The organism is Phocaeicola sp. GP0067, assembly GCF_031119655.1.
Lineage (GTDB): Bacteria > Bacteroidota > Bacteroidia > Bacteroidales > Bacteroidaceae > Phocaeicola > Phocaeicola vulgatus.
The window spans coordinates 1-2,371 of the sequence record NZ_JAVHZY010000058.1; the positions used below are offsets into that span (position 1 = coordinate 1).

At 47.9% G+C, this 2,371-nt stretch carries 2 protein-coding genes; both read left to right on the forward strand.

Annotated elements, in window-relative coordinates; translation table 11 throughout:
- Positions 1-80 precede the first annotated feature (80 nt).
- Positions 81-590: an IS66 family insertion sequence element accessory protein TnpB gene (gene tnpB, locus RE317_RS20875; RefSeq protein ID WP_008671451.1), complete on the forward strand. Its 510-nt coding sequence runs from the start codon at positions 81-83 to the stop codon at positions 588-590.
- 68 nt (positions 591-658) lie between these two features.
- On the forward strand, positions 659-2,272 hold the full coding sequence (locus RE317_RS20880) for an IS66-like element ISBvu4 family transposase (RefSeq protein ID WP_008671452.1): 1,614 nt from the start codon (positions 659-661) through the stop codon (positions 2,270-2,272).
- Positions 2,273-2,371 lie beyond the last annotated feature (99 nt).

Genomic DNA, 2,371 nt, shown 5'->3' on the forward strand with positions numbered 1-2,371 from the left:
GTAAGCATTCGGCCTCGTGCGTGTTTTTTTCCCCTCTTTTCCTTCCTACCTTTGTGGCTTCATTATAATCTTAATCCATTATGTGTTCAGTATTAGAATTTTCTAGCGAAAGTGATAAACTACGTACTCTCTTTTCCGAGTCTAACCATTTTGATTCTGTTCTTTTCATATTTGATGGCGGCCGTCGTTATAAAGTTTCGTCTTCCAGCCTTGGTATCCATTCCCCTCAGGACCTACTTCTCCCTTTAGGTCTTGGCCTTTTCCGCAGCAGTCCTTTTTGGTCTTATTACCTTTATCCCCAAGGTTGTAATTTCCATAAAGGTATTGACGGTCTTTGTGGCGAGGTCATCCGACACACAGGTTCCTGCGTGTCAGAGCAGAGCTGTCATATTTTTCCCGACCGCTCCCGTAGCAGGTTGCATATCCTTTATCGGTGCGACGACGAATACCGTCTGGAATGCCGTCGTCTGAATCGCGGTTCTTTCCTCTTGAAAAAGGAGGAACGGAAGAAGGATTTTCTTCAAATTTCCTGGAATCGCCTGAATGAGCTGCTTACTGTTAAAAAGTATCGGAAAACAGTTGAAAAGTAATTCCCCATTCTATAAGCCGTGCAGTTTTATTTTGATAACTTTGCCACATAATAAAAAGTGGATGTACAGTGAAAGAACCGGTTATTACCCTTACTTTGGAAGAGTACGAAGAGTTGCGCAAGGAACATGAATGCCTTGAAAAGGAGCATGCGGAACTTCAGAGAAAATACGAAGCCTCTTTGCAGGAGTATTCCCGCCAGGTCGAAGAAATCTCGGCCTGTACAGCCGTCATTGCCGATCTGAGATGGAAATTGGCTGACTTGACACGCCGTTTATGGGGTAAATCCAGTGAAAAACGTCATCTTCCCGAAGATGCCGGCCAGCTGAGCATCTGTTTCGAGTCTCCGTCCGATGTCAATGACCCGGTAGCGGAAGAACAGAAAACCGCTGGGAAATCCGTCACATCGGAGAATGGCTACAATCGTTTCCGTAAAAGCTTCACGAAAAAGATCACTCCCCACGCCCGTAAGCCCATCGACCCGTCCCTTCCCCGTGAGGAGATTATCATTCCCATGCCGGAAGGCCTTTCGTTGGAGGGAGCGACGAAGCTGGGAGAGGAAGTGAGCGAACAGTATGCTGTCAGTCCCGCCCGATTCTATGTGAAACGCATCATCCGTCCTAAATACCGGCTCGCCGACGGTCGTATCATAACCGCTCCCATGCCCGTAATGGCACATCCCCACAGCAATGCCTCGGAAAGTGTACTGGCCCACATTGCTACCGCCAAATATTACGACCACCTGCCTCTGCACAGACAGCTGGATATCTTTGAGCGTGAAGGAATCCATCTGAGTCCTTCCACCGTAAGTAACTGGATGATGGCTGCCGCACAGCGTCTGGAACCAATCTATAATGAACTTCGTGAACTGGTCAAGGACAGCTATTACGTCATGGCCGACGAGACACCCCATCCCGTACTTGAAAGCGACCGGCCCGGTGCTCTTCACCGCGGGTATATGTGGAACTTCTATCTGCCCCGGTTCCATACCCCCTTCTTTGAATATCACAAGGGCCGTGGCAGCAGCGGAATAGACACACTGCTGGCAGGACAGGTCCGGGTGGTACAGAGTGACGGCTTTGCAGTATATGACAAGTTCGACACGCTACCCGGAAAGTTGCATCTGTGCTGCTGGGCACACGTCAGGCGCAACTTTGTGGAAGCGGAAGGAAATGACCCTCCCAGAGCAAGGCATGCACTTGGACAAATAGGCGGACTGTATGCCGTGGAGGAGAAAATCAGAATGGAACATCTGGAAGGGGAGGCGGTGGTAAAGCTTCGCCGGGAAAAATCGTACCATATTATCAAAGAACTGGAAAAATGGTGCAAGGAGGAATATGGACATACGGTCGATAAATCGCCTATTGCCAAGGCCATGTTCTATATGTACACACGCTTTGAACAACTGTCCGGATATGTCAATGACGCACAGTTCTGCATTGACAATAATCCGGTGGAGCGTTCTATAAGGCCGTTGACTTTAAACAGAAAAAATACGCTCTTCTCCGGATCACATGAGGCAGCACATGCAGCGGCAATTTTCTTTTCACTGATGGGATGCTGTAGGGAAAATAAGGTGAACCCAAAACTATGGATGCAGGACGTGCTGATTAGGGTACAGGAGAAAGAAAGAGAAGAGAAAAACGATTACACCGATTTACTGCCATTTAATTGGAAAGGATAAACAGGAAAGCTATAATAAAGTCAAAAGCCAGACATGCTTCGTCTGGCTTTTGACTTTATTATAACTTGGAGAGAAACACGCACGAGGCCGAATGCTTAC